Raw genomic sequence first — 25682 nt, 5'->3', positions numbered from 1 at the left:
TTGCTCCTCATCTCATGCCCCAACTGCGGCTCCCGCGACGAGACCGAATTCCACTACGGGGGCCAGGCCCACGTGCCCTACCCCGAGAACCCGGCGGCGCTGGACGACCGCCAATGGGCGGAGTTCCTGTTCTACCGGGACAACACCAAGGGTGCCTTCGCCGAACGCTGGCTCCACAGCACCGGCTGCCGCCAGTGGTTCAACATGCTCCGCGACACGGTCACCTACGAGATCCAAGCGGTCTACCCCATGGGCGGGGGCCGTCCCGACAGGGCCGCTCCGGCACCTGAGTCCGGCACCGCCAGCACCGCTCCGGACAGCACCACCACCGGGACCGCGGCTCCGGACATCTCCGGTACAGGCACCGGCTCCGCCAGCACCACCGCCCCGGAAGGAGCGACCGAGTGACTTCCCAGAACTTCCGCCTCGAAGCCGGCGGACGTATCGACCGCACCATCTCCTGGCGTTTCAGCGTGGACGGCGAGGAATTCACCGGCCACCCCGGCGACACCCTCGCCTCGGCCCTGCTCGCCAATGGCCGCATCGCCGCCGGCAACTCACTGTACGAGGACCGCCCCCGGGGCATCATGTCCGCCGGAGTCGAGGAGTCGAATGCCCTGGTCAAGGTGCAGCCACGCTTCCCCGGCCACGTCGCCGAGTCCATGCTCCCGGCCACCACGGTCACCCTGGTGGACGGCCTGAAGGCAGAGCTGCTCAACGGACTGGGCAAGCTGGACCCGGAGGATGACCGCGCCGAGTACGACAAGAAGTATGTCCACACCGATGTCCTGGTCGTCGGCGGCGGTCCCGCCGGCCTGGCCGCCGCCCGCGAAGCCGTCCGTACCGGTGCCCGCGTCATGCTCCTCGACGACCAGCCCGAGCTCGGCGGATCCCTGCTGTCCGGGTCCACCGCACCCGGGCTGGCCGAGACCATCGAGGGCAAGCCGGCCCTGGGATGGGTGGCGGATGTCGAGGCCGAACTCGTGTCAGGCTCCGAATCCACCGTCCTCAACCGGACTACCGCGTTCGGCGCATACGACGCCAACTACGTCATCGCGGTCCAGAATCGCACCGACCACCTGTCCAGCCCCGCAGCACCCGGCGTCTCCCGCCAGCGTATCTGGCATGTGCGTGCCCAGCAGGTGGTGTTGGCCCCCGGCGCCCACGAACGCCCCCTGGTCTTCGAGAACAACGATCGCCCCGGGATCATGCTGGCCTCCGCCGTCCGCAGCTATCTCAACCGCTACGCCGTGGCCGCGGGACACCGTGTGGTCATCAGCACCACCAACGACAGCGCCTACGCCCTGGCCGCGGATCTGCGCGCCGCCGGCGTCGAGGTCGCGGCCATCGTGGACGCCCGGCAACAACTCACCGATGTGGCTGCTGCCGCCGTCGGCGCTGGCTCCCGGGTGCTGATCGGCAGCGCGGTGGCCGACACCTCTGCGGACGGCACCGGACGCCTGGACACCGTCACCGTCCGCAGCATCGACGACGACGGCGAACTCACCTCCGGCGTCGAGGAGATCGGCTGCGATCTGTTGGCGGTCTCCGGCGGCTGGAGTCCGCTGGTGCACCTCCACTCCCAGCGGCAGGGCAAGCTGCGCTGGGACGACGAGTTGGCCGCCTTCGTGCCGAGTACCGTGGTTCCGAACCAGCAGACCATCGGTTCCGGCCGCGGCAGCTTCGACCTCACGGACGTACTGGCCGAAGGCATCTCGGCAGGCGTATCCGCCGCCAGGGCCGCCGGCTTCGAGTCCGCCACGGAGCCGTCCGTCATCGGCGAGCCGAAGCCCTCCGCACCAACCCGTCAGCTGTGGCTGGTCCCGGGCCAGGCCGGCACGCCGGATGATTGGCACCACCACTTCGTGGATCTCCAGCGCGACCAGTCCGTAGCCGATGTCCTGCGCTCCACCGGGGCCGGCATGCGCTCGGTGGAACACATCAAGCGCTACACCTCCATCAGCACCGCCAACGACCAGGGCAAGACCTCCGGCGTCAACGCGATCGGGGTCATCGCCGCCGCACTTCGCACAGCCGGCGAAGCCTCCCGTGGCATCGGTGACATCGGCACCACGACGTACCGTGCTCCGTTCACCCCGGTAGCCTTCGCAGCACTCGCCGGACGCCAGCGCGGCGAACTGTTCGACCCCGCCCGCAAGACGTCCATCCACCCCTGGCACGAAGCCGAGGGAGCCCTGTTCGAGGACGTGGGACAGTGGAAGCGGCCCTGGTACTACCCGCAGCCGGGGGAGGACATGGACGCGGCAGTACTGCGCGAGTGCGCGGCAGTCCGCGGTTCCGTCGGCTTCATGGACGCCACCACCCTGGGGAAGATCGAGATCCGCGGCAAGGACGCCGGTGAGTTCCTCAACCGGATCTACACCAACGCCTTCAAGAAGCTCGCCCCGGGTTCTGCCCGTTACGGCGTGATGTGCATGGCGGACGGCATGATCTTCGACGACGGCGTCACCCTCCGCCTCGATGAGGAACGGTACTTCATGACCACCACCACCGGCGGCGCCGCCAAGGTGCTGGACTGGCTCGAGGAATGGCTTCAGACCGAGTGGCCCGACCTCGACGTGCACTGCACCTCCGTGACCGAACAATGGAGCACCATCGCCGTCGTCGGGCCCAGATCCCGTGCCGTCATCGCCAAGCTGGCACCGGAACTGGCAGCGGATGGCGGGCTGGAGGCAGAAGCCTTCCCGTTCATGACCTTCCGCGAGACCACCCTCGCATCCGGCGTGCAGGCCCGCGTCTGCCGGATCTCCTTCTCCGGCGAACTGGCCTATGAGATCAACGTTCCTTCCTGGTACGGGTTGAACACTTGGGAAGCCGTGGCAGCCGCAGGTGCCGAGTTCGACATCACCCCCTACGGCACCGAGACCATGCACGTGCTCCGCGCCGAGAAGGGCTATCCGATCGTCGGCCAGGATACCGACGGCACCGTCACCCCGCAGGACGCCGGCATGGACTGGGTGGTGTCCAAGGCCAAGGAATTCATCGGCAAGCGTTCCTACGCGCGGGCCGATACCCAGCGCGGGGACCGCAAGCACCTGGTCAGCGTGCTGCCCGTGGATCGTTCCTTCCGGCTCCCCGAAGGCACCCAGCTGGTGGAGCAGGGCATCGGCGTGGACCCTGCCACTGGTCCCGTCCCGATGCAGGGCTTCGTCACCTCCAGCTACCACAGTGCCGCCCTGGGCCGGACCTTCGCCCTGGCGCTGATCAAGAACGGCCGCAACCGCATCGGGGAGACCCTGGTGGCCGCCGCAGGCGATCAGCTGGTCGACGTCGTCGTCGCCGAAACCGTGCTTTTCGACCCCGAAGGGACCCGCAAGGATGGCTGACACCGCAGCACTCAACGGCATCAATGGACTCCGGGAGATCCGGCGCAGCCCTGCCTCCCATTTGACCGCCGCGATGGAAGCCGGGTCCGTTGAGGGGACGGTGACCCTCAAGGAGGGTCCATTCCAGACCATGGTGGGTCTCCGGGTGGACCCCCGCTCCGAGGAAGGCGCGCGGGTTGCCGCCCTGGCCGGCGGCTTGCCTGCCCGCTGCGGCGAAGTGGGTGGCGCCGACGGCGTCAGGACCCTCTGGCTGGGGCCGTCCGAGTTCCTGGTGGTCGCACCTGAGGAGGCCCACGACTCGCTCGGCGGCGATCTCATCGGTTCCCTCGGCGCCGCCCTGGGCGGAGCCCCGGGCCAGGTGGTGGACCTGTCCGCGAACCGCACCACCTTCGAGCTCTCCGGCACCCGGGCGCGTGCCGTCCTGGAGAAGGGCTGTTCCTTGGACCTGCACCCCCGCAGCTTCCCCCCGGGAACGGCCCTGAGTACCGAGGTGGGCAACATTCCGCTGGTCCTCGAGAAGACCGGGGAGGAGAGCTTCCGGCTCTTCCCCCGTGCCTCCTTCGCGGACTTCCTGGGCCGGTGGCTCCTCGACGCGATGCGCGAGTATGCCTCGCCCGAGGTCCCCTGACGGCCGCCGGCGTTCGGCTTCCGCCTGCTCGGTTCTTCCGCATCACGCGTCGGCGGATCACCGACGCCCTTCCGACAGGATCTTCTGCCGGGCCTCACGACACGAAGGAACGACACCATGGCCGTAGGAGTTTTCGACCTCTTCTCCATAGGGATAGGACCTTCCAGCTCGCACACTGTCGGACCGATGCGGGCCGCAGCGGTGTTCAGCGAAGAACTGAAGGCCTCGGGGGTCCTCGACGAGGTGGAGTCATTGCGAGTCGACCTCTATGGCTCGCTCGCTGCGACAGGGCACGGGCACGGAACGATGACGGCAATCCTCCTCGGTCTTGAGGGTTTCCACCCGGAGCTCATCCAGCCCGAGGAGGTGGAGGAGCGGCTGGCAACCATCGCCGACACCGGCATCCTGCAGCTCGGTCGAAGCGTGTCCCTGCGCTACGGAGTGAAGGACATGGTCCTACGCCCCCTGACGATCCTGCCGCGTCATACGAACGGCATGACATTCACCGTCTACGGGCCGGCCGAGCGAGTCCTCCGTACGGCCACCTTCTTCTCCGTCGGTGGCGGCTTCATCGTGCGGGACGGTGAGGAGGACGCTGCCCGGCAGGAACTCGAAACATCGAGAAAGGAACTTCCGCTACCGTTCCGCACTGCGGCGGAGTTGCTGGAGCACTGCCGTCGAACCTCCTTCGGTATCAGCGATGTGATGCTGACCAACGAGAAGGACAGCCGCACGGAAGAGGAGATCCGGCAGGGCCTGCTCCACATCTACTCGGTGATGGAAAGCTGCGCGGAGGTCAGTCTCACCCGTGACGGACTGCTACCCGGGGGGCTCAAGGTCCGCCGGCGCGCTCCCGACTGGCATGACCGCCTGCTGAAGGAGGACAAGGACCGCGATCCCCGGTACTGGCAGGAATGGGTGAACCTGATCGCTCTTGCCGTCAACGAGGAGAATGCATCAGGGGGCAGAGTGGTCACCGCGCCGACGAACGGAGCGGCGGGCATCATCCCCGCCGTGCTGTACTACGCCCTGCACTTCGCGCCCGGCATGCAGGACGCCGGCCAGCAGGATCGTGACGACGTGGTGGTCAAGTTCCTTCTGACCGCGGGTGCCGTGGGAGTCCTGTTCAAGGAACAAGCCTCGATCTCAGGCGCGGAGATGGGCTGCCAGGGCGAGGTGGGCTCCGCCTCGTCCATGGCTGCCGCCGGTTTGGCCGAAGTGATGGGTGGCAGCCCGTCGCAGGTCGAGAACGCGGCCGAGATCGCGATGGAGCACAATCTCGGCCTGACCTGCGATCCCATCGGTGGTCTGGTCCAGGTGCCGTGCATCGAACGAAACGCCATCGCCGCGGCGAAAGCGATCAATGCGGCGAAAATGGCGCTGTGGGGAGACGGCGTACACCGGGTGTCCCTCGACGAGGTCATCATCACCATGCGGGAGACGGGCAAGGACATGAGCTCCAAGTACAAGGAGACGGCCATGGGCGGGCTGGCCGTCAACGTGGTGGCGTGCTGAGGACAGTTGCGAGTCATCGGGGTGAGACGATCGACGCGTACGTTTCCGCCTTGCACGATGCAGCTGCAAGGAGGACCTTGGTGCTCATTCACCGCTGGCAAGACGTCTGACCCTGGATCGCCGATAACCTAGCGTTATGCCAAGCAACGGACCGGGATGGGTGCACTGAACTGCGACGGCGTAGCGACCTCACTGAGGCAGCGCGATTGTCCAACAGCTTGTTGGACATTTGTGCCCCCGCCGTACCCGCCTTGTCATAACTCGTTCAATGGCTAATCGACTGGCAGATCAAGGACCGAAAAAACGAACGAGCCCCTTGCGGTGGCATTGCGGGATCACGATAAGCCTCCGACTGCGAGAGTGCCGTACTTTCAGAGTTAGTGGCGCTCCGAGCTGCTCCTAAGCAGGTAGGTCCGGCGCGGGGTAGGCGCCCCAACCCCCGTCGTTGCCGCCTTCGCGGGCTTCAGCGGCAAGTTGGCGCCTAATGTAAGCGCCGAGGTACGGCAGGGAGAACTGAACGTAGCCGCGGCCGGCGGGTTGGACGTAGCCGGAGTCGACAAGACGCTTCTTGTAGACCTGGACGTAGGCGTCGGATACGTCCATCCGATTGACGATGTCTGCAACCCTAGAGCGGTCTTCGTCCTCCGCCATGGCGTTGAGAAATTTCTGGTCCACATCGGAGAGATCGCCGTAGACGCGGCTGATAACGCGGCTTTCGATCGCACGAATCGCCCGGTCGTGCGCGACGGTGGCGTCAGCGAGGGTGATGGATGGGGCAGTGCTGTTGTTACGCCAGGCATAGTCCCCCGCGAGCTGTACGAGGTAGGGGTAGCCTTGGGCAAGGGAAACAAGCTTGTCTAGTGCCTCCTCGTTGATGGCGCGTCCGCCGATACCAGCCGTTTCGACGAACACGCGTCGTGTTTCGGGAGCCGACAGGCGTTCAAACTCGAGCTCGCGTGAGCGCCGAAGAAACGTAGTGTGCTCCTCGGCGAGCAGCGCATCCAAGCTGACCTTCACACCCGCAAAGACGACCATGATCTGCGCACCGTCTTCGAGAGCGTGGGAAACTTGCAGCGCAAACCTGCTCAGCTCGCGCAGGCGTACCTTTCCGGCGGACACTTCATCGATGGTGATGAGGATGCCGCCGTCCGCGCCCATTGCGGAGGACAAAGCGACCAGGTCGGTGCGCAACTGTGGTTTTACAACACGGTGCCGGTCAACATACTCGATGTCGGCGCTGAATTCCCAGATGCCGAGGCTGGTAAGGCGCGCGCGAGTTTCTGGTGTCATCTCGTTGATGAGGGTGGGGATGGTCGAGTCCATGACCCGTCCCATGAGTCCGGCGCTGGCGTCATCGCTTATAACGAGCCATCCGGCTTCGCGCGCGGCGTCCTGGAGAGTAGTGAGGAACGAGGTTTTACCGACTCCGCGAAGTCCTGAAACGAGGACGGAGTGGTTCTCACCGAAGTCGAGGGTTTCGAAGACGGCCTTAAGTTCGTTGAGGTCTTCCCCGTGCCCCCCGAAAATGGCAGGCTTCTTGCCATAGCCCGGGGTGAACGGGCTTGGTGCTGTCTCAGCCATTACGGCCTCCGAATCGTATTTACTTTATTCTATCGTAGCGGTTGGAGACCTCCCGCGTCCGATGTGGCGCGGCACCACGGGTAGAGCCTTGTTTGCAGAATTGTGCCTCGTCGCTGTGCACCTTGAACGGGACCTGTATCAGAGAAGAGGACAGTCGTGGTGGGGCCCGCGTAGCTGTTCCACCGGTTTGCGAGTCCTGTTGTCGGGTCCGTCCGCAGTGCTCCCCACGGTGTTGATGCTTGAGGACTGGTGCGTGTCGCGAAGGTGTCTACGGCACCGCACGGCATATAGCCACCTGCCTGAAGAACGAGGAGATCGCCGCCTGGGTGAACCCGAACGGGCCGAATGATCCGCGGCCTCAGTTCACGCCCGAGGACTTCATCAAGGGCAGGAACACCCTCTACGCGCTGTCCAAGGAAGGCGCTGGCACCGCAGGTCCTCTGGTGACGTCTTTGACGGTGGCCACGGCCACCGCAGCGGAGGAGTACGCGGCCACCCAGTCGGGTGGTCGCCTGGCTGTCCCGATGCTGTGTGTGCTCGATGAGGCCGCAAATGTGTGCCGGTGGGGGAACCTGCCGAACCTCTACAGTCACTACGGTTCCCGAGGAGTCGTGGTTTCTACATTCCTACAATCCTGGTCTCAGGGCGTCGACTGTGGGGCGAGTCCGGGATGAAAAAGCTGTTTTCCACGGCCAACGTCTTCACCTACGGCGGCAATGTGAAGGAAGAGGGCTTCCTGAAAATGCTTTCCGAGCTGGTGGGTCAGTACCGGTACACCGCGGTATCAACCTCGCGGCAGAAGGACAGCCGATCCACGAGCCGCCAGGACTCCACCGACGACATCCTCTCCGTCGCGGACCTCGCTGCAATGCCCAAGGGCCGGGCCATCATGCTCGGCTCCGGCTCCCGGGCCGTCCTGCTCCGCACCGTCCCGATCAGCGAACGTCCCTATGCCGATAAGGTCGCGGCGTCGGAAGCCGCTCACAACAGCACACTAGTCGCCTCTGCATCCGCTGCAGCGACACCTCCGGCGGTGGAAAGCATTGCTGAAGTTCCTGCCAGCCCTGCTGTCACGTCCGGCGGCAACCGCTGGTCGGCCATGGTGAAGGAGTACCCCAATGGATCTACACTCACCCTTCGGGTCCGATGACTCTGCCGATGATGTGTTCCCCGGCGAGGAGCCCGACACCGATAGCATCCCCCAAGGTCAGGGGACCGCGCAGCCTGCTCCCGGAATGGTCTTCAACAACCTCGAGGAGTTCGTGACGCAATTTCTGGTGCACCAGTATCAGCGGCCCGTCGTATCTCATGGACGTGCGGAGTTCACCTGGTGCGCGAGCTGGTGGCGGCACAAGGAAGCCGTTAACCGGCTCAACGCGCTCTGGCGTGCATGGGAAGCTCTGCGCACGGACCCGACCACAGGGCTCGCGAACTGGTGGAACAGCTACGCCGACCCCACCATGGCTGTCCTTTTCTCCGGCACCGGCCCCTTCCAGGGTTGCACGGTCACCGAGCACAAGCCGGCGAACAAGCCGCTACCCGTGGTGCCTGCACCGGAGGGGCTTTACTCCAGTCAGTAGAAGACGCCGCTTGATCTTGAACCAAGTAGTTACCTGAACGGATGGGCAATCGCACACCGAGCGACCTCACCCAGGGATCATGATGACCTAAGACCCGATCTCTGTCGCGCAGGACCAACTCGCACAGGTGAACTCATGTCAGCTCGCGAAGTTCGAAGACTTGTGGGCCGCGTTCGCTCACGATCCCCGCATCCGCTGCTCTGCTGATATAAATTCCTTGAATCGTGGCTGATACGTCCTCCAGAGTGCTGAGAATCCAGTTTGCGGCATCTAGATCCTCTTCGTTCATCCTGCAGTTGTTGGCTAGCGTTCGCACCGCTGCCACAGCGTCGTCAATCGCGATCCTGGCGATTTCGAACGGTTCTGCGGATTTATCAGGATGCTCGGTGAGCATACGGAAAAGTCCTTAACATTATGGCGGTTTCTGAATGCGGTCAGACGACCTTGCAGAGCTGGCTTTCGCGACTCGCTGACGACGACCATCACTGACGGTGACGAGGTTATTGACGCCCGTAGCACAAAGAATCTGGCTACGACCTGTTGTGCCAGCAATGGTCGCAGCCTTGAGGTGACGCACAGTGGACCTTGACTGCTACCTGCTGCAGTCAAGGACCGCTGTTCTGCCGGGTGGACAGCGGCTGCTATTCGGGCTGCTGTCCACCTGGCAGTGCCAGCGTCAGGTGCCCGCGTTGGTCATTTCGTACCGGTTATCGAGATGTTTGGGTGTGCTGCCAGCGTCGAGGGCATGTCCTTCGGTGTCGATGTTCGGCAGAACCTTCTCCAGCCAGGCCGGCATCCACCAGGCGCTTCGTCCGAGGAGGGAAAGAGCGGCGGGGATGATGATCATGCGGACGATGAAAGCGTCGGCGATGACTCCGATGGTGAGGGCCAACGCGATGGACGCGACGAGAGGCGAGGGACTGAGCGCGAATCCGCCGAAGACGGCTGCCATGATGGCGGCTGCGGCGACGACGACGAACGCTGATTTCGCGAATCCATCGAGGATCGCCTCCTTGGCGCTGTAACCGTTGACAAAGGCTTCTCGCATACGCGAGACCAGGAAAACCTGATAGTCCATGGCGAGGCCGAACAGGATGCCGACAATAAGGATCGGCAGCAGACTGAGCATTGGCGATCCGGTTGGTGCGGGTATGAAAGCGTCCGCCCATCCCCATTGGAAGACGGCGACAGTTACACCGATACCCGCGCCGAGGGAGAGCAAGAATCCCAGAGTTGCGAGCAAGGGTACGAGGATCGACCTGAAGAGAATGATCAGCAGGACCAGGGCGAGACCGACGATGACACCGATGTAAACGAAAAGTGCCTGGCTGAGCTGGTTGTCAACATCAATTGATACCGCGGTCTCTCCGGTGACGGACAGAGTTGTCTGGTCGTCGGTGTTGATGCTACGGATGGATTGGACGAGGTCCTTGGTGCTGGCGTCGGTAGGTCCGCTGTCAGGAATGACGCTGATCAGAGCGGTGCTTCCCGAGGCGCTGATCATCGCGGGGGTGGCCATGCTGATGCCGTTCATCGTTGCGAGCGTACTGCTGATCTGCTCAGCCTCGTCCTGCAGGTTGCTGTCGGATTCGACGAGGACCACCAGAGGGTTTTGTGCGCCAGCACCGAATTCCTCGGCGATCAGGTTGTAGGCCCGCCGTTGGGAAGTTTCCGGGTCATCGCCCCCTGGCGTGTTCAGGGCTGTCTGGAGAGACAGGACGGGGATGGCGAGGACCGCTAGGACCGTCAGGGCCGCGATGAGGGAGCGCACCGGTTTGAAGACAACGGTCGCTGCCCATTTCTCAAGGAAACCGGCTTTCGTGCCGTCTACCGCACCCTTGTCTTGTGGGAGATGCGCTGCACGGTTGCGGTCCTTCCGTGGAAGGACCTTGTATCCCATACCGCGGAGGAACACCGGTAGGAGGGTCAGGGACATCAGGACAGCGATGAACACGGTGAACGCGGCTGCCAGTCCCATTTCGGTGATGAAGGGGATTTTCACGATGGCCAGGGCTACCAGGGCGATGATGACGGTGGCCCCGGCGAAAACGACAGAGGAACCGGCTGTCCCGGTCGCGCGCCCGATGGCGGTGTGTAGATCTCGGCCTGCCCGTAGCTCTGCCCGGAATCTGGCGACGATGAACAGGGAGTAGTCGATGCCGACGGCAAGCCCGAGCATGACGGCGAGGATCGGGGTGATCGATCCGACGGGCTGGAAGAACGCCGAGGATGCCAGTACGCCCAGGATGCCGACGCCGACGCCGAGCAGAGCGGTGAGCATGTTGGCGCCAGCTGCGACGAGGGAGCCGAAAGTGAGGAACAGAACCCCAAAAGCGATGAGTGCACCGACGATTTCACTGGGTCCTAGAATCTCGGGAATGGGGCTGGCAAGAGTACCTCCGATTTCTGCTGTCATGCCTGCCTGACGTGCCGCGTCTGCGAGGTTCTCAACGTCAGCCTGGACCTCCTCGGCGTTGTCCTCGGTGATGCCGGTGAAGTTCAGGGTCGTCACAGCGGTGGTGAGGTCGGGTGAGACATAGGGGCGGTTGGGGTCGAAGGCTGACTGCACGCTGCTGAGGTGAGGCAGCGCTGCTGCCTCCTCGGCGAGAGCGGCGACCTCGGCTGCGAAGGTACCTTCGGTGATGTTCTGTCCGTCGGGTGTCCGCAGCACGACCTGAAGCGAACCGGCCCCGTCAGGGGCGGAGGTGGGAAATTCCTTCTCGACGACGGCGAGTGCTGTGCTGGACTCCGTACCGGGGATCTCGAACGCCCCGTCACTGAATTTCATACCCGTGAGGCTGGTGATGGTGACTGCGGCGAAGACCGCCGCCCAGCTGAGAATAACCGCCAGCCGGTGACGGGCGCTGAAGATGCCTAGGTTATGGAGAAAACGGGCCATGTTCGATGAGCTCCTGAAGGGGAAGAGGCGCCGATACACGTCGGCTGATTCTTCTCAATTCTTGGTTGCAGGAGCGCTGGCGGAATCCCGCAGAAGGCGTGCCTTCATGTACTGCGGTGGCAGTAGTCCCAGAGTTTTACCGTCACTGCACTGCTACTGGTGTGTCTCGGTCAGGCGTGCACGATAGGCGAGGACAACGAGTTGTGCCCTGTCTCGAGCACCTGTTTTGGTCATGGCGCGGTTGAGGTGCGTCTTGACCGTGTAGGGGGAGATGAACATGCTGGCCGCGATCTGGTCGTTGGTTAGCCCTTGAGCAGCGGCCTGGACGACTGAACGTTCTCTGTCGGTGAGTTCCTCGACCAGGGCCTGTGCTTGTGGGTCGATAGCGTATCGGACCGGTTGTGCAACGTGAGCTACCAGGGACCGTGCTGCAGCTGGTGAGAGTGTTGTTCCGCCGCTGGTGATGGTGTGCACGGCGTCGATTAGTTCCTGGGGTCCGACGCTTTTGCTCAGGAACCCCTGGGCTCCGGCCTTAATGGCGGTGATGACGTTCTGGTCGTTCTCGAAGGTGGTGAGGATGAGGATCCGCACGCTGTCGCAGGCCGGTTCGCGGCGGATTCGGCGGACAGCTTCGACTCCGTCGATGCCGGGCATCCGGATGTCCATCAAGATGAGGTCCGGTGTCATGCTGGCCGCCAGCGATACGGCCTGAAGCCCGTCTGCTGCTTCGGCAACGATGCTGAAGTCATTCGATGAGCTGAGGATGCCCCGCAGACCGAACCGGATCATTTCCTGATCGTCGGCGATGAGGATACGTATCATGATGCGGGTCTTTCAAGGAGAGCTAGGTGGGGGAAGACCACCAGGATGGTGAACTGTTCGGCAGTGCGGCTGATGTCGAGGTGACCGCCGGCGGAGGAGACACGTTCCTGCATACCAACGAGACCGAAATGTGGTCGCGCTGGGTCAGCTTCCTCAGTCTGATCCTGACGTGGTGTGTTGGAGATCTTCACCGTCAGGGTAGATGCGGTCTGGTGTATGACGACGTGGGCGGACCCTTGTCCGTGGCGGTGGGCGTTGGTCAGTCCTTCCTGTACGACACGGAAGAGCGCAAGATCCTGCGTCGGAGACAGCCTGTGTGAGAGGTCCTTCGAGTAGTTCTGGGTGAATTCGACGTGCAGTCCGAGGCGTCGGAAGGAGTCGATGAGCTCGGGGATCTGTTCGCTTCCGGAGGTGGGAGCTGTGGTGTCCTCCATGCCGTCGTCGGAGCGCAGCAGTTGCAGGATGCTTTGAAGCTCGAGAAGGGCGGAACGACTGGCATCACGGATGCGGGTCAGTGGGTCTTTGAGATGGCCTGCGTCTGCTGGCAGGTTCGCTTCAACTGATCCGGCATGGACGTTGATCGCGGCGACGTGATGGGCCATGACGTCGTGCAGTTCACGGGCGATTCTCAGTCGTTCTTCGGCGATGTGCCGGGCCACAATGGCTTCCCTTATCTCCAGGGCGCGACGGTTCTGGTCCTCGAGTGCCTTCACGTAGGACCGGTGGGCCGAGATGGCTGCTCCTACGCCGCCGGCCGCAGTCGTCCAGGCAACCAACGCTAAAGCCAGCGGATCATAGATTGGTACTGGTACCTGAATCAGTGCTTGAGCCAGGACAAGTACGCCTACGGAGGCGGTGGCGTAGATGGCCTGGGTCCGCGAGTTGATCATCGCGAAGGACATGAGGCAGACCTGCAGGAAGACCCATCCAAGGACATAGTCGCCAGCGAGTTGTGGGTAGACAATGCTCGTAACGGCAGCGATGACGAGACTCGTTACAGGGGCACGCAGCCGCAGGATTACCGTGGAGCAGGAGCCGATCATCAGCAGAGCGGTAGTGAGCCCCGATGGTTCGTGCAGTATGTGTAGAACCTCACGAGCCATAACGGCGAGGACAACGGCACTGAGTGCGAGTTGCCACCGGTCGGACCAGCTCGGCAAGGACCTGATGGTGGTCGCCGGATGCGACGTGGTTGCACGGTGCGGGGCGTCTTTTGCGGTTGCCCGCGTGTGCCTAACAGTCATGGGTGGGCGATCCGGAAAGCTGCTTCAGTGCAGCTACGGCGACAATATGCTGAGAGGCCTGCATGGCGTTTGACTGGTCCTCCCGAGGGGCTTTATGACACTGATTGCTGAGGGCCACCCGTCGTTGTGCGGATTGCGTTCTTACACCGAACACCTTCGTGCCTCCGCTTGGGGATGATGTGCGGTATTCAGCGCCCTCCCTAAAATGTGCACGTCTGACAAGGGCGAGCATGGTGACGTCGTTGGTCGCCAATGAGCTGCGCATCGCCTCAGCTGCTAGAGAGCTCCACTGGCATGCAGGTTGTTTCGCCCTGAACGACGCGAAGGCGTTGCTCGACCTGCGAGACGGGGTCTTCCAGGGCAGGATCAGGTGTGCTTTGAAGCAGCAGCTGAACGATGCTTTCGCCGCTGAAGGTGATGTCGTAGTCGACCGTCGTGATGGAGGGTGTTGCAGCATGGGCTATATGGGAGTTGTCGATCCCGATGATCCCCAGTTCTTCAGGGATGCGATACCCCTGGTGGACGGCAGCGCCGAGGACAGCCATCGCAATGTCATCGTTGTAGGCGGCTACCCCAATTTTCCCCTCTGGCAGGCCTTGGACAGCCTCCGCGGATCCGCCACGCTCAAGGGCGATATGCATTGGCGGAAGCACCTGAAGCCCGTGTTGCGTCGCCCACTGCTCCACCCCACTGCCGCGTGGTACGGAGAAGGGCTGTTCACGCAGCGGAAGGGGTGCGGCGACGACGATTTTTTCGTACCCGGCAGCGGCCAGGTGCCGGGCTTGAAGCCGTCCGATGGCTTGGTCGATCTCGATCTGAGCGCTTTGAGGTTGTTCGACCAGACGCACGCTCTGCGCTAGCAGTCGTTCCTTCAGAGCCTCATTCAGCGGGGCGAGACTGACGACGCCGTAGGGTTTCAGACCCAGGATCGCATCTTCGAGCGATCCGGTAGGGCCGACGAACCGCAGAAGATTCGTCAGTCCTGCTGCGGCTAGTCCGTTGGTGACAGTATCGACGAGTTCGCGGAGCCGGGGGTTGAACGTCACATCCGGGATGAGCGTCAGAACGATATCGCTGGTTCCGCGGGCAAGCGTTCTGCCTGCTACCGAAGGCCGATATCCAAGGGCCATGGCCGACGCTCGGACCTTCGCAATGGTGTCTTGCGTAAATAGGTGCTCGTGCCCGTTGAAAATCTGACTGACCGTTGACCGGGAAAGCCCAGCATGCTGTGCGACGTCAGCGCTTGTTGCCATCAGTCTGCCTTTCCCTCGGACTAAGGCCAGCTTCGCATACATCGCAGGACCCGCGAAGCCGGCACCAGGAACTGGGGCGCGGCCCCGATCCCAGACTCCGTGACCGCGGCGGCATACAGAAGGACCAGACCAATGATGCGCAACACGACTCGGTATCTACTACCTGCGATGGAGGCGATAACCGGTCATCACCCAACCGGAAGTAGCCGGCGCGAAGGCTGTTCATCACGGTGACTCCAATGGCGTCCGGCTACGGGCAGACAGGCAACTCCAATGAAGCACCTGACAAATCTGACCCTAGCCAACTAGTTGACGCGCGTCAATAAGCTGTGGTTCTGTTGTCTCGCTCGATACCTGACAGCAATGACGCGCAGCGGAAGGACCATGATGACCGGCAAATCTCGGCCTTCGACCCAGCAGGAACTCCGGGTATGGGAGTTCTGCGCTGTCGGGGCGGGGGACTGGTCTCGCATCCGCCTCCCGCACGATGCGATGATCCACGAGAAGCGGACATCGTCGGCTCCCGGAGGAGCAGAGGTGGGGTACTTCCCGGGCGGACGGTATACCTACCGCACGTCTTGGCGTGCTCCCGAGGAGCCCAGCGCCGTGGCCGCTTTGTTCTTCGAAGGCGTGCAGGGCGACGCCACCGTGAGCGTGAATGATGCTCCGTGCGGGTTGGTCCGCAGTGGTTACACCGAGTTCATGATTCCCATCCAGGACGAGGTCCGCTGGGGCGCGTTGAACGAGATTGTTGTGAACGTGGACAACTCTGCCCAGCCCTCCAGCCGCTGGTATCCGGGGTCGGGTCTGTACCGGTCCGTGTCTGTCATCCTGCAGCCGGAAATCCGCTTCGCTACAGATGGCCTCCGGATTCGCACGACTCACATGTCCCCTTCGGTCGCCCTGGTCGACGTCAGTTTCACTGTCGTGAACGACGACAGCGAGGACGTGAGGGTCGTAGTTGAACTGCTCGATAACGACGTCGTCGTTGCCTCGGCTATCGGTGAATTGATGGATGGATCTGTGCAGTTGAAGGTTGCGAACCCTCGACCGTGGTCAGCGGATGAACCCCACTTGTATGACGTATCGGCCCGGATCGTGCGGGCGGGCATCACGGTGGATGAACGCCGTGAGCGGGTGGGGCTGCGCACGATAGACCTCGACGCCCGTCAGGGTCTTCGCATCAACGGGCGAACAGTGCTGTTGCGAGGAGCTTGTATTCATCACGACAACGGTGTGCTGGGGGCAGCAACACACAGGGCCGCGGAGTTCCGGCGCATCTCGCTGTTGAAAAGGGCTGGTTTCAACGCGATACGCAGTGCCCATAACCCGATGTCCCGTCATCTCTTGGACGCATGTGACCAGATCGGCATGTACGTCCTGGACGAGTTGGCGGACTACTGGTTTGCCTCCAAAACGGCCCACGACCATGCCGGCCGTTTTCATAGCACCTGGCGGGAAGACGCGGACCGAATGGTGGCCAAGGACCGCAATCGCGCGTGCGTCATCATGTATGCCTCTGGCAACGAAATTCCCGAAACGGCCACGCCGGAAGGAGTAGCTCTTGCGCGCGAGATCACCGATTATCTGCACACAGCCGACCCGGACAGGCCTGTAACCGTCGCCGTCAATCTGTTCCTCAACACGCTCGTATCGATGAACAGATCACCCTATAAATCTGCCCCTTCCGGCGGTTCCGACGACACTCCCCTGGCCGGCAGCACCGAGGCCAACGTCATGATCAACCAGATCGGCCGGATGATGGATCTTGTGTCCCGTCTGCCCAGGGCAGATAAGGCATCCAGGGATGCGTTCGCGGCGGTCGACGTGGCCGGTTACAACTATGGACTGGGACGTTATGGCCGTGATGTTCGCGCCTATCCGGACCGGGTGATTCTCGGATCGGAAACCCTTCCTGGAGATGTCGCCAAGGCATGGCATGCGGTGCAGAAACACACCGCTGTGATCGGTGATTTCATCTGGGCAGGATGGGAGTACCTGGGCGAGGCGGGCGTCTCCGTATGGGTTCCCGGGAAACGCGCCGGCCTGTTCAAGCCCTACCCGTACATCATTTCGGGGCCCGGAATGTTCGATCTGATCGGCAACCCGGACATCACGCTGCGCTTGGCGCAAGCGGCATGGGGCAGACTGCCTGAACCGGCTATCGGCGTCAGGCCCGTCAACCTCAGCGGTGCGCCCATGGTGCGATCCGCCTGGCGAAAAACCGACGCCGTCGAAAGCTGGTCCTGGCAGGGTTGCGAGGGACGCAGAGCAGAAGTCGAGGTGTACTCCGCTGCCAGCCGCATCGACTTGCACCTCAATGGTCGCCTCATCGGTTCCCGCCGGGCAGGGCCCCAACACGGCTACGTCGCCAGATTCACTGTCCCGTACGAGCCAGGCGCGTTGACCGCGATCGCTTACGATCACGGCAAGGAGGTGTCTCGCTCGTCGCTGACCAGCGCTACGGGGCCGCTGACACTGAAGATCTCAGCCGATAAACCGACCATCAGTGCTGACGGCCAGGATCTTCTCTTCGCCGAGATCAGCATCAGTGACCACTTTGGCGCCGTCGAGATGCTCGCTGATGAGCAAATCCATGTCGAGGTATCCGGCCCTGGTGAGCTCATCGGCTTCGGAAGCGCGGCACCGGCCACCGAGGAAAGCTATGTCGGCAGTACGCATTCAACGTTCCGCGGCCGCGCTCTGGCGGTCATCAGGTCCACCGGCGCCCCGGGGACCATCACTGTCACCGCTGCTGCTCGCACGAGCGGCGAGGCCGAACTGACTGTTGTCGCACTTGCAGCGGCTGACACATCTGCAATCCACGCCGACCTCATCGACGACGCCATAGCCGTCGCTGAATGACCCTGCCCGACCACGCTCAAGGGACATCATCATGATTGAAAACTCAGGCACCACCAACGCACCGACTCCCTCGCCACTGGATCAGGTGCGACCTGATGTTGCCGCACTACCTGCCGAACGCAAGGCTGCCCTCGTATCCGGCAGGAACTTCTGGGAGACCGAACCGATTGACGAACTCGGGACAGCGGCTGTTGTTCTCGCCGATGGCACGTACGGGCTGCGGCACCAATCCGGTCGCCATGATCACCTGGCAATGTTCGACAGTGATCCTGCAACCTGTTTTCCTCCCGGTGTTGCGATCGGGTCGAGCTGGGATCCAGAGGTTGCCGGGCTTCTCGGTTCGGCTATCGGCAAGGAAGCGATCGCCCAGGGAGTCGACATCGTCCTCGGGCCCGGCATCAACATCAAACGCTCCCCGCTGTGCGGAAGGAACTTCGAATACTACTCCGAGGACCCACACATCACCGGTTCCCTCGGGTCAGCGTTCACCACCGCTCTCCAGGCCGAAGGCCCAGGAGTTTCCGTCAAGCACTTCGCCGCCAATAATCAAGAAACCAATCGTCAAACCATCAGCGCCGATGTAGACGAACGCACCCTGCGCGAGATCTACCTGCGGGCCTTCGAGCAGGTCGTCACAGAAGCACAGCCGGCCACCTTGATGTCCGCCTACAACAAGATCAATGGAACCTTTTCATCGGAGAACCGATGGCTCCTGACCGACGTACTACGCGACGAGTGGGGATTCACCGGAGCTGTCATCTCAGATTGGAACGCGGTGACCGATCGCGTCGCAGCACTCAAGGCTGGACTGGACCTCGAAATGCCAGGAGGCCCTGCCAGCCAGGACGACGCGATTCGCGCCGCTCTCGCAGCAGGACACCTTCACTCTGCGGATCTCGATGCGAGCGTGTCCCGCATCGCCGCTCTAGCAGCACGGGTTCCTGAGGAGCGCCCCGACGTCGACTACGCAGCCCATCACCGCCTGGCACAACGTATCGCTGCCGAGTGCGCGGTCCTGCTACGTAACGAGCAGGACGTTCTTCCCATCCCCGCAGGGGTCAACATGGCGGTTATCGGTGCGTTCGCCGAATCCCCGCGGTATCAGGGCGGTGGCAGTGCTCATGTCAACGCGATCACCGTCGATCAGCCACTGGAAACAATTCGGGCCGCAGCCGTGGAGCAGGAGCTGACCGTCAGCTATGCCCCCGGGTACCGCTTGGATGGGGAGGTGGACTCCTCCCTGGTACGGGAGGCGATCGACGTCGCGCGCTGGTCAGATGTGGCGGTTGTCTTTGCCGGACTCACGGAAGTCACCGAGTCCGAAGGTTTCGACCGTGCGACGCTGGACCTTCCATCCGACCAGGTCGCGCTGATCAGGGCTGTCGCAGCAGCAGCTCATCGAACTGTGGTGGTACTGGCCAACGGCGGTGTGGTGTCTCTCGAGGGATGGCATGACGATGTGGACGCCATCCTCGAAGGATTCCTCCTCGGACAAGGAGGAGGACAAGCAATCACCGACATCCTCCTGGGGAAGGTCAACCCGTCCGGTCGCCTGGCGGAGACCATACCGCTACGCCTGCAGGATCATCCCAGCATGCTCAACTTCCCGGGCGAACAGGGCCATGTGCGCTACGGCGAGGGAGTCTTCGTCGGCTACAGGTACTTCACCACCTTCGACCACCCGGTGCGGTACCCCTTCGGCCATGGCTTGTCCTACACCACGTTTGACACGGCCGAGCCCGTCATCGACGTAGGTGACGACGGTTCGGTGACGGTGCAGGTGCAGATAACGAACACGGGGCAACGCTTCGGCAAGCACGTCGTCCAGGTATACGTCTCCACCGACGCCGGTCCGGTTCATCGTCCCCGTCGTGAGCTACGCGGTTTCCGGAAGGTCAGCCTTGAACCGGGGGAGAGCACAACCGTCAGCATCGATCTGCCGCGTCGGGCCTTCACCTATTGGGACATCCAACACGAACGGTGGATGGTCACCCCTGGCGACTACCGCATTGCAGTCGCCGCTGATGCCGCGACCGTGCTCCACGAGAAGACCATCAGCCTCGCTGGCGACAGGATCATCACCGAACTGACCATGACCACAGCCATGAGCGAGTGGTTTGACCACCCACATGTCGGCGAACGCGTTATGCGCGCCCTCGGATTGGACTCCGTTGAAGTCTCGTCCGAGCATCTGGCCATGATGGCCTCCATGACGATGCAGCAATTCGTGAACATCTCGGGGATCAGCATCCCTGCCGAAGAGCTCGACGACATCATGGCGTCCAGCCGGCCCCGGTAAACCTCCTACATCTGGCGAACCGACGGGGGTTCTAGATTGCAGCCGGTGAGCTCTCGTCCACAACTGAACGATCTTAACACCCCCACAGAAGCATGTCCGCTCCGGATGTGGGCGATCGAAGGGACCTATAAAGGGCCATCCCGCCCTCACCGTCGGTCCGTCCGTTCGTCAACACGGTGCTTCCTCCTATCTGACAAGAATTGAGACGAACCATGGGCACTTCCTTCCCTGACGCATTCCTCTGGGGAGCGGCAACAGCAGCCCACCAGGTCGAAGGCAACAACGTGAACAACGACTGGTGGAGACTCGAGCAGATTGCCGCCGGCTACATTGACGCCAGTGGGGATGCTCTCGACAGCTACCACCGCTACCCGGAGGACATGCGCCTGCTCGCCGACGCCGGCTTCAATACCTACCGCTTCAGTATTGAATGGTCGCGGATTGAGCCGATCGCAGGAACGTTCTCGAACGCGCTTCTGGCTCATTACCGGCGCATGATCGATACCGCACTCGAGCTCGGACTCACTCCGCTGGTTACCCTCCACCACTTCACTCATCCTCTCTGGTTTGAGGATCGGGGAGGTTGGCTTGCCGACGACGCCGTGGAACTGTTCACGCGATACGTGGACAAGGTCTGCACCATCCTCCAGGGCGTCGAGTGGATTTGCACGATCAACGAGCCCAATGTTTTGGCCATGAATCACGGCGCCTCGAGGATCATGGCGCAGGGAAACCCGTATCCAGAGCACCCCTTCCCTGATCCCGAGTTCGGACAGGTGTACATCAGGACCCATCACGCCGTGGCGCCCCGCATCCGGGAAGCGACGGGCGCCAAGGTCGGGTGGACGGTAGCCAACCAAGCGTTCGTGGCAGCTCCTGGCAGTGAACACAAGCACGCCGAGATCCAACAGCTGTGGGAGGACATGTATCTCACGGCCGCGCGCGAGGATGACTTTGTAGGCGTGCAGTCATACACCAGCCAAAGCATCAATGATGACGGAATCGTCCCTCATCCGCAGGACCCCGGTAACACTCTCATGGGCTGGGCCTACCGCCCTGATGCCCTCGGCATCGCGCTTCGCCACACACGGGACGTCGTGGGAAACATCCCGCTTCTCGTGACGGAAAACGGCATCGCCACAGACGATGACGATCGCCGTATCGCTTACACAACCCGCGCCCTGTCCGACATGGCCGACGCGATCGAGGACGGCATCGATATACGGGGCTATTGCCACTGGAGTCTGCTCGACAACTTCGAATGGGGCCGCTGGCACCCGACCTTTGGACTCATAGCCGTGGACCGGGACACCTTCGAACGGCGACCGAAGCCGAGCCTCACCTGGCTGGGAACGATCGCACGAAACAACTCCCTGACGCTGAGCGCGCGTCCCTAAAATCCGGCCCGGCCGGCTTCGACCTTTCGAACAGGAGAGCATGATGAGAATTGACGAGAACGTATTCGTCGTCACCGGTGGGGGAAATGGCATCGGTAGGCAGGTCGTCCTAGAGCTTCTTCGGCGCGGCGCACGAGTGGCTGCTGTTGACCTGAACCAGAGGAGTCTGGAGGAGACCGAACGCATTGCCGGAGGCCGGGCACGGTACTTGAGTATCCATTCGGTGAATGTCACCGATCGTGCCGCGCTCGATGACCTCGCCGGCACCGTTACCGCACGGCACGGCCAGGTCGACGGAATCATCAATGTCGCCGGCATCATCCACCGCTTCGTGCCGCTGGAAGCTCTGACGGTAGATGAACTCAAGCGGGTCATGGACGTCAACTTCTGGGGCACCGTCAACATGTGCGAGGTCTTCATGCCAATCCTGCAGAAGCGGCCCAGTGCGGGGATCGTGAATATTTCCAGCCTCTCCGCCCTGATCCCGTTCTCGGGCCAAAGCTTCTATGGAGCATCGAAGGCAGCAGTGAAGCAGTTCAGTGAAGGCCTATACCAGGAGCTGTCCGGCACGCATATCTCCGTCACGACGGTGTTTCCCGGCAACATCAGCACGAACCTGTCCGGCAATTCGGGTGTCACCATGATTGATGCCGGCGGGCGGAAAGTCCGGGCGACCACTCCGGAAGCGGCGGCACACAAGATCGTCGAAGGACTCGCGCGCGGCAGCTTCCGTGTGCTCGTGGGAACCGATGCACATGTCCTCGATGCGATGGTCCGGATCGCTCCCCGTCTGGCCACGGACTTCATCGGCAAGCAAATGAGGTCCGTCCTGGCCCCGTCCCGCTGAGCGGGTTTTCCAACGCCACCATCGCAGCAGCACCATCCGCCCCCCTGTAGGACCGGATGGTGCTGCTCGTCGTTGAAGGCAAGCCGACACGAGAATGAAGGCGCTTGTGGTGGGACCTGCGCACACATTGAAGCGCATGGAACCTGACGTCTGGTTCTGAACGGCACCCTAGTGGGCGATCTTCTGGTCAGGCCTGCAACAGCAGGAAGCCGATCCGCAGGGCTTTCTCCCGAACCCTCGATGGCGCTGTTCCTTAAGCTCGCGGGTCCTGTGCCGTCCTTGTCTCACCAAATCACCCGTGATCTGGATACGTGGATATACCCCGGAGGGCGCCGCCTTCGCTGAGGACTATCGGGGAGCTGCTGAGGCAGATCGGCCGTCAATCTCAGAAGCGTCTGGGCGCACCGCTTGTCCCAGCTCGGGGGAAGAAGGTGCGCCCGGACGGTTTTGGCTAACCGGACTGTGCTGTTGTTCTAGGCAGGCGCAGGAGCGGACACCGCGTCCCGGAGAGCTTTCTCGAGGTCTGAGCTGCCATGGGAGAGGGCCGTGAGCAGAGTGTTCAAGGACTCGGGACTGTTCTCGATTCCGGAAGCCTCGAGCGGGAAATGCGGCAGGTGCTGCAGCAGGACCCGTTGTACTGACCGCCAGACCGCCGCATTGGCTGACAGCTTTTCCATGGGGGTGTCCATGGTCAAGCTGGCTTCCTGTTCGTGACGGTCGTCGGCCTCATACGTCCAGGTGTGGGTTCCCTCGGTCACGTCTTCGACGTGACCGGCAGGGTGTCGTGGGAGCACGACCGTCGCGGTGGTGCCCGCCGGAATCCGGACGGTCATCGTGACGTTCCCATCGGCAATCGCCCATTGGACTTCTGCAGTACCTCTGGTGGTGTCATGGCGGGTGGTGGCCGAGGTCAAGCCGCCTCCGGGTTGGGGCGCTATGCGCAGGTGCATCCAGCCCGGTGCGGTACGCGTCAGCCCACCGACAACCCGGTGTAACCAACTGGCGACAGCGCCTAGGGCGTAGTGGTTCAGCGAGGTCATACCCGTCGAGTTCAGTGTGCCATCGGGTCGTATCGAGTCCCAGCGTTCCCATATGGTGGTTGCGCCCATCGTCACCGGATACAGGAACGATGGACACTCCTTCTCGAGCAGCATCGCATACGCCTCGTCGAGGTAACCGGTGCTGCTCAGGGCGTCGAGGACGAGGGGAGTCCCGGCGAAGCCTGTCGATATGCGGTATTTGGCCTTCTTGACCAGCTTTGCCAGCTGCGCCCCGGCGGTCCTCTTTTGATCGTCCTCGAGGATCCCGAACATGATGGTAAGGGCGTACGCCGTCGCTGATTCGTTCACCACGCGGCCTGCTTCGGTGACGTATTCCCGCCGGAAAGCTGTTCGAACGCGCTCGTGCAGGAGCCTGAACTGGCGTTCGTCCTCGTTCATGCCGAGCACCGCGGCCGTGTCGGCCATTTCCCTGGTGGTTTTCACCAGATAGGCCGACGCGACCAGATACCGGTCGGTCTTGCCTCCCGCAGCGTTATCCGCCGGGGCGTCCGGGTCCAGCCAGTCACCGAACTGGAAGCCTGAGCTCCACAACCCGTTCTCGTCCAGCTGGCTTTCAACCTGACGTATGAACGTCGCCATGGAGGTGTAACTGCGGCGAAGAACGTCACTGTCCCCATATTCCTGATAGAGCTCCCACGGCAGACTGACTGCCACGTCGCTCCATACTGCTGTGGGGGAGGAGGGAGTGGTTTGGACATCCGGAACAGTCCAGGGGACCTGCCCCGTTTCCTGTTGCTCCGCGGCAAGGTCCTGTAGCCAAGAGCCAAGGACGCCCCGGACGTCGTATAAAAAGGTTGCAGTCGAGGAGAACGCGTTCAGGTCACCTGTCCATCCCATGCGTTCGTCACGTTGCGGGCAGTCCGTGGGTACTCCAACGAAGTTGTCCCGCATCGACCAGGCTGCATTCTCATGCAGTCGGGTGATCATGTCATCGGAGGTCTGGAACCACCCTGTTCGACTCATATCGCTGTGTACAACGATGGCGCGCACCGCCTCCGGGTCGAGATCCCCGGGCCACCCGTCGATCTCGACATACTGGAAACCGTGGAAGGTGAACTGAGGCTCCCACACCTCAGGGCCCCCACCGCGAAGGATGTAGCGATCCGTGGCTTCTGCAGTTCGATTGGGTTCCGGCTCGAGTTCCCCTGACGGGGTGAGTAGCTCCGAGTGACGCAGCGTGATCATCCGCCCCCGCTCCCCTTCGACCTCGAAGCGAACCCAGCCGGAAATGTTCTGGCCAAAATCGACGATCAGGGTGCCGGTTGGGGTGGAGTGAATTTCGACAGGTGCAAGCTCTTCGATTCGACGGATGGGCGGAGCGCCTGAATCGACCAGGGTGGACAGAGACCAGTCAAAAGGCCTTGCAGGTTCCCAGGCCTCGTCATCGAATCCCGCGGTAGCCCACCCCATTGGTTCCTGCCGGGCGTCGTAGGTCTCGCCGGCATAGATGCCGTTGGCGCGAACCCCTCCTACACCCGTACGGAAAAGCTCGTCGGTCCCAATGACTTCCGTCCGCTCGGAGTAATGGAGTTCGAGCTGCGCGTACAAGGCAGGGCGGTCCGCGTAGTTGTGCCGGATGTTGTCCCAGGTCAACGGGCCTACCGCCCACCCCTCCCCAACGATCGCGCCCATGGTGTTCGCGCCGACACCCATCATGGAGGTCACGTCATAGGAACTGATGTGCAGCCGGTGACGGTAGGACGTCCATCCCGGCGCGAGAACCTCATCACCCACCCGACGCCCATTCAGATACGGCACTACTATCCCAAGGCCCGTCACATGGAGCACTGCTCGTACGGGGACGTCCGTCACAGTGAAGTCCCGGCGGAAGTACACCGCAGGATCGCCGGAATTGGACGGCTGAGCCGCGCTGACGAATGAACCCTGCCACGGGATGGCAGGGGCCAACAGCGGACGCAGGGCGGCAGGCGAATCATCGAAACCAGCGCTTGTCATGGAGTTACCTCTTCATCGACGGGCCCCGGAAGGCGTGGGTGCAGCAAAAACATCGCAGGAGGAAGTGCTGAACACGTCGACACAGCTGCCGCCGAAAACCTTCGCGGAAGCCTCCGGCGTCTTCCGCCAGAAGCTCGAAGCCCTGGACAGGCCGTCAGCTAAGTTCCTGATACTCCACTTGATGTCCTGGGACCTCGACGCGTCGACGTCTGTTGCTGCCGGCACGTCGAGTCAGCAATGACTTCCGAACGGCACTTCCCTAGATGCATATCCAGATAACCGCACGGTTTGACGCGCGTCAATAGTTCCCATGCTCATACATGTAGCTTGCCGCCCCCGGCCCGCCTAGCGTGGGGCCGACCGCCGCGCCCAATGAACTCACCCTGAA

At 62.6% G+C, this 25682-nt stretch carries 17 protein-coding genes and 1 pseudogene; 11 read left to right on the top strand and 7 right to left on the bottom strand.

Annotation, left to right across the window (positions count from 1 at the left end; all coding sequences use genetic code 11):
* The 4 genes from ACX80N_RS04045 to ACX80N_RS04030 all read left to right on the top strand — a co-directional run bounded on the left by ACX80N_RS04045 (window position 1) and on the right by ACX80N_RS04030 (window position 5490).
* On the top strand, window positions 1-408 hold the full coding sequence (locus ACX80N_RS04045; protein ID WP_459338377.1) for a sarcosine oxidase subunit delta: 408 nt from the start codon (window positions 1-3) through the stop codon (window positions 406-408).
* The gene (locus tag ACX80N_RS04040) at window positions 405-3347 is read left to right on the top strand and encodes a sarcosine oxidase subunit alpha family protein (protein WP_459338376.1); all 2943 of its coding nucleotides are present in this window, start codon (window positions 405-407) and stop codon (window positions 3345-3347) included. The genes ACX80N_RS04045 and ACX80N_RS04040 overlap by 4 nt, the downstream gene beginning before the upstream one ends.
* On the top strand, window positions 3340-3975 hold the full coding sequence (locus ACX80N_RS04035) for a sarcosine oxidase subunit gamma (protein ID WP_459338375.1): 636 nt from the start codon (window positions 3340-3342) through the stop codon (window positions 3973-3975). Before ACX80N_RS04040 ends, ACX80N_RS04035 begins: the two co-directional genes overlap by 8 nt.
* A 117-nt stretch (window positions 3976-4092) precedes the next feature.
* Window positions 4093-5490: an L-serine ammonia-lyase gene (locus tag ACX80N_RS04030; protein WP_459338374.1), complete on the top strand. Its 1398-nt coding sequence runs from the start codon at window positions 4093-4095 to the stop codon at window positions 5488-5490.
* Between the two features lie 399 nt (window positions 5491-5889).
* On the opposite strand, the gene ACX80N_RS04025 is transcribed toward ACX80N_RS04030, so the two are convergent.
* Entirely contained in the window at window positions 5890-7071 is a 1182-nt protein-coding gene (locus ACX80N_RS04025) for an ATP-binding protein (protein WP_459338373.1), read from the bottom strand.
* Window positions 7072-7595: 524 nt separating this feature from the next.
* Between ACX80N_RS04025 and ACX80N_RS04020 the strand changes: the two are divergent.
* Window positions 7596-8221, top strand: a pseudogene (locus ACX80N_RS04020) (TraG/TraD/VirD4 family protein).
* A gap of 85 nt (window positions 8222-8306) precedes the next feature.
* Window positions 8307-8651, top strand: coding sequence for a DUF4913 domain-containing protein (locus ACX80N_RS04015; RefSeq protein ID WP_459338372.1), 345 nt, complete (start codon window positions 8307-8309; stop codon window positions 8649-8651).
* A 133-nt stretch (window positions 8652-8784) separates the two neighbouring features.
* Here the strand turns inward: ACX80N_RS04015 and ACX80N_RS04010 are convergent, their stop codons facing one another.
* The 5 genes from ACX80N_RS04010 to ACX80N_RS03990 all read right to left on the bottom strand — a co-directional run bounded on the left by ACX80N_RS04010 (window position 8785) and on the right by ACX80N_RS03990 (window position 14869).
* On the bottom strand, window positions 8785-9045 hold the full coding sequence (locus ACX80N_RS04010; RefSeq protein ID WP_459338371.1) for a hypothetical protein: 261 nt from the start codon (window positions 9043-9045) through the stop codon (window positions 8785-8787).
* A 282-nt stretch (window positions 9046-9327) separates the two neighbouring features.
* Window positions 9328-11550 (bottom strand): MMPL family transporter, encoded by a 2223-nt coding sequence (locus tag ACX80N_RS04005; protein WP_459338370.1) that lies wholly within the window; start codon window positions 11548-11550, stop codon window positions 9328-9330.
* 153 nt (window positions 11551-11703) lie between these two features.
* Window positions 11704-12372 carry a response regulator gene (locus ACX80N_RS04000; protein WP_459338369.1) on the bottom strand — a complete coding sequence of 223 codons (669 nt, stop codon included), beginning with the start codon at window positions 12370-12372 and terminating at the stop codon, window positions 11704-11706.
* Complete coding sequence (locus ACX80N_RS03995; RefSeq protein ID WP_459338368.1) at window positions 12369-13415, bottom strand: sensor histidine kinase; 1047 nt, start codon at window positions 13413-13415, stop codon at window positions 12369-12371. Before ACX80N_RS03995 ends, ACX80N_RS04000 begins: the two co-directional genes overlap by 4 nt.
* Before the next feature lie 470 nt (window positions 13416-13885).
* Complete coding sequence (locus ACX80N_RS03990; RefSeq protein ID WP_459338367.1) at window positions 13886-14869, bottom strand: LacI family DNA-binding transcriptional regulator; 984 nt, start codon at window positions 14867-14869, stop codon at window positions 13886-13888.
* 606 nt (window positions 14870-15475) lie between these two features.
* Between ACX80N_RS03990 and ACX80N_RS03985 the strand changes: the two genes are divergently transcribed.
* From ACX80N_RS03985 to ACX80N_RS03970, 4 genes are all read left to right on the top strand, one after another.
* Window positions 15476-17734 carry a glycoside hydrolase family 2 TIM barrel-domain containing protein gene (locus tag ACX80N_RS03985; RefSeq protein ID WP_459338366.1) on the top strand — a complete coding sequence of 753 codons (2259 nt, stop codon included), beginning with the start codon at window positions 15476-15478 and terminating at the stop codon, window positions 17732-17734.
* 31 nt (window positions 17735-17765) lie between these two features.
* Window positions 17766-20033: a beta-glucosidase family protein gene (locus tag ACX80N_RS03980; RefSeq protein ID WP_459338365.1), complete on the top strand. Its 2268-nt coding sequence runs from the start codon at window positions 17766-17768 to the stop codon at window positions 20031-20033.
* 212 nt (window positions 20034-20245) lie between these two features.
* Entirely contained in the window at window positions 20246-21430 is a 1185-nt protein-coding gene (locus ACX80N_RS03975) for a glycoside hydrolase family 1 protein (RefSeq protein WP_459338364.1), read from the top strand.
* Between the two features lie 43 nt (window positions 21431-21473).
* Window positions 21474-22277, top strand: coding sequence for an SDR family NAD(P)-dependent oxidoreductase (locus tag ACX80N_RS03970; RefSeq protein ID WP_459338363.1), 804 nt, complete (start codon window positions 21474-21476; stop codon window positions 22275-22277).
* Window positions 22278-22750: 473 nt separating this feature from the next.
* Here ACX80N_RS03970 and ACX80N_RS03965 read toward each other — a convergent pair whose 3' ends face one another.
* Entirely contained in the window at window positions 22751-25294 is a 2544-nt protein-coding gene (locus ACX80N_RS03965) for a glycoside hydrolase family 78 protein (RefSeq protein WP_459338362.1), read from the bottom strand.
* A 34-nt stretch (window positions 25295-25328) separates the two neighbouring features.
* On the opposite strand from ACX80N_RS03965, the gene ACX80N_RS03960 reads away from it, so the two are divergent.
* Complete coding sequence (locus tag ACX80N_RS03960; protein ID WP_459338361.1) at window positions 25329-25535, top strand: hypothetical protein; 207 nt, start codon at window positions 25329-25331, stop codon at window positions 25533-25535.
* Window positions 25536-25682: the final 147 nt, after the last annotated feature.

The sequence above is a fragment of the Arthrobacter sp. MDT2-16 genome, assembly GCF_054510925.1.
This window is presented reverse-complemented; position numbering and strand designations above follow the sequence as displayed.

What these genes read in the sequence shown, in the direction of transcription:
- ACX80N_RS04025 (WP_459338373.1), bottom strand. Translation starts at nt 7,071, where the DNA reads ATGGCTGAGACAGCACCAAGCCCGTTCACCCCGGGCTATGGCAAGAAG.
- ACX80N_RS03990 (WP_459338367.1), bottom strand. Translation starts at nt 14,869, where the DNA reads ATGGCAACAAGCGCTGACGTCGCACAGCATGCTGGGCTTTCCCGGTCA.
- ACX80N_RS04005 (WP_459338370.1), bottom strand. Translation starts at nt 11,550, where the DNA reads ATGGCCCGTTTTCTCCATAACCTAGGCATCTTCAGCGCCCGTCACCGG.
- ACX80N_RS03975 (WP_459338364.1), top strand. Translation starts at nt 20,246, where the DNA reads ATGGGCACTTCCTTCCCTGACGCATTCCTCTGGGGAGCGGCAACAGCA.
- ACX80N_RS04015 (WP_459338372.1), top strand. Translation starts at nt 8,307, where the DNA reads ATGGTCTTCAACAACCTCGAGGAGTTCGTGACGCAATTTCTGGTGCAC.
- ACX80N_RS03980 (WP_459338365.1), top strand. Translation starts at nt 17,766, where the DNA reads ATGATTGAAAACTCAGGCACCACCAACGCACCGACTCCCTCGCCACTG.
- ACX80N_RS04030 (WP_459338374.1), top strand. Translation starts at nt 4,093, where the DNA reads ATGGCCGTAGGAGTTTTCGACCTCTTCTCCATAGGGATAGGACCTTCC.
- ACX80N_RS03965 (WP_459338362.1), bottom strand. Translation starts at nt 25,294, where the DNA reads ATGACAAGCGCTGGTTTCGATGATTCGCCTGCCGCCCTGCGTCCGCTG.
- ACX80N_RS03995 (WP_459338368.1), bottom strand. Translation starts at nt 13,415, where the DNA reads ATGATCGGCTCCTGCTCCACGGTAATCCTGCGGCTGCGTGCCCCTGTA.
- ACX80N_RS04000 (WP_459338369.1), bottom strand. Translation starts at nt 12,372, where the DNA reads ATGATACGTATCCTCATCGCCGACGATCAGGAAATGATCCGGTTCGGT.
- ACX80N_RS04010 (WP_459338371.1), bottom strand. Translation starts at nt 9,045, where the DNA reads ATGCTCACCGAGCATCCTGATAAATCCGCAGAACCGTTCGAAATCGCC.
- ACX80N_RS03970 (WP_459338363.1), top strand. Translation starts at nt 21,474, where the DNA reads ATGAGAATTGACGAGAACGTATTCGTCGTCACCGGTGGGGGAAATGGC.
- ACX80N_RS04035 (WP_459338375.1), top strand. Translation starts at nt 3,340, where the DNA reads ATGGCTGACACCGCAGCACTCAACGGCATCAATGGACTCCGGGAGATC.